The sequence below is a fragment of the Embleya sp. NPDC050493 genome, assembly GCF_044458105.1.
In the GTDB taxonomy this organism is placed as follows: Bacteria; Actinomycetota; Actinomycetes; order Streptomycetales; family Streptomycetaceae; genus Embleya.
In genome coordinates this window covers 1-1,195 of sequence record NZ_JBITHP010000075.1, presented here as the reverse complement: position 1 = coordinate 1,195, position 1,195 = coordinate 1, and the positions used below count along the sequence as shown (strand labels likewise).

General features: G+C 64.3%; 1 protein-coding gene. It reads left to right on the top strand.

Going from position 1 to position 1,195, the window contains the following annotated elements:
- Positions 1-1,153 (top strand): IS3 family transposase gene (locus ACIBM5_RS47070; RefSeq protein WP_396012851.1). Its coding sequence is split into 2 segments (ribosomal slippage), with 1,154 coding nucleotides annotated over them: positions 1-234 and positions 234-1,153; the frame shifts between segments, so codons are not numbered across the junction. This gene is flagged as partial in the annotation.
- Between the last annotated feature and the right edge of the window lie 42 nt (positions 1,154-1,195).

Below are 1,195 nucleotides of genomic sequence, written 5' to 3'. Positions count from 1 at the left end.
CGCAGCAGTTCAAGGAAGAGGCCGTTCGCATGGTGTTGGACGGTCCTCGCCCGATCATCCACGTCGCGCGCGAGTTGGGGATCAGCGACACCACTCTCGGGAACTGGGTCGCGCGATACCGCAGGGCCGCGACGGAACCCGTGTCGACGTCGCGAGGCGACGAACCCGTGACCGCGCGGGAGCGGGAACTCGAACGCGAGAATCAGAAGCTTCGCGAAGAGAACGCCTTCCTGGTAAAAGCAAGCGCCTTCTTCGCCCGCAACCATCGGTGAGTTCCCGTTATGAACTCGTCGACGCGGAGAAGGCCGACTTCCGCATTGCCGACATGTGTCGATGGCTCGACGTCTCCCGATCCGGATATTACGAATGGAGGGCCCGCCCGGAATCCGCCACGGCGCGGCGACGCCAACGCCTGACCGCGGCGATAAAAGAGATCTTCGCGGCGAATCACGAGACCTACGGATATCGCCGGGTCCACGCCGTCCTCGCCCGCTCCGGCGAGACCGCCTCGCCGGAGATGGTCCGCGCGCTCATGCGTGCCCAGGGCCTGACGCCCTGCCAGCCCCGGCCGTGGAGGCTCGTCACCACGCGGCCCGGCGACGGGCACCCGCGCATCCCCGACCTGGTCCGCCGCGACTTCACCGCGGACCGGCCGGGAACCAAACTCGTCGGCGACGTCACCTACATTCCGACCTGGCAGGGATTCCTTTATCTCGCCACGGTCATCGACTGCCACAGCAAGGCGGTCGTCGGTTGGGCAATGGCGGATCATTACAAAACCTCGCTCGTCGTCTCGGCACTCGACATGGCCCGAGGACGCATGAAAATCGGGAAGGACGCGATCTTCCACTCGGATCGTGGCAGCAACTACACGTCGGAGGAATTCGCCCGGACCTTGAACCGTCACGGCATGCGCCAGTCGGTCGGACGCACCGGCGTATGCTGGGACAACGCGATGGCGGAGTCTTTCTTCGGCGCGCTGAAGAACGAATGCCTGAACCGTTACGTCTTCACGGACCACGCGAAGGCACGCCGCGAAGTTGTCAGATACATCGAAGGCTTCTACAATCGCCGACGAATCCACTCGGGTCTGGGATACCGCACGCCGCTTGAAGCTCTCCGGGACCACGACAAACTCGGCCTCGCGGCGTAAAAGACACAGAAGCCAGGCGTCCGGAAAACGAAGGGCCCCTCA